We start from the raw sequence: 236 nt of genomic DNA on the forward strand, positions 1-236 counted from the left end.
CTGCCATCGCCGACGACCAGGTTGTCGGCGATCTTGCTGCGCACCGGCATCGCGTAGCGCTCCTCGTCCAGCCCGGCGCCGAGGAACAGGTAGCGCGCCTGCACGAAGCTGTTGTGGCTGATCAGCGCGTGGTCCACCTGCTCATAGCGGGTGAGTGGCGCATCGCGGGTGCCGGCCATCACCGCCAGGGCCGAGGCAAAGCCCTCGCCGGCCACGCCTGCGAGATAGTTGTCGCG

The 236-nt window shown here is 69.1% G+C and carries 1 protein-coding gene; it reads right to left on the reverse strand.

Going from position 1 to position 236, the window contains the following annotated elements; genetic code table 11:
• A partial coding sequence (locus tag ACQG3P_RS23635) for a chondroitinase-B domain-containing protein (protein WP_426806408.1) occupies positions 1-236 on the reverse strand: 236 nt, incomplete at both ends.

Source organism: Stenotrophomonas sp. SrG (assembly GCF_050031795.1).
Taxonomy (GTDB): Bacteria; Pseudomonadota; Gammaproteobacteria; order Xanthomonadales; family Xanthomonadaceae; genus Stenotrophomonas; species Stenotrophomonas rhizophila_A.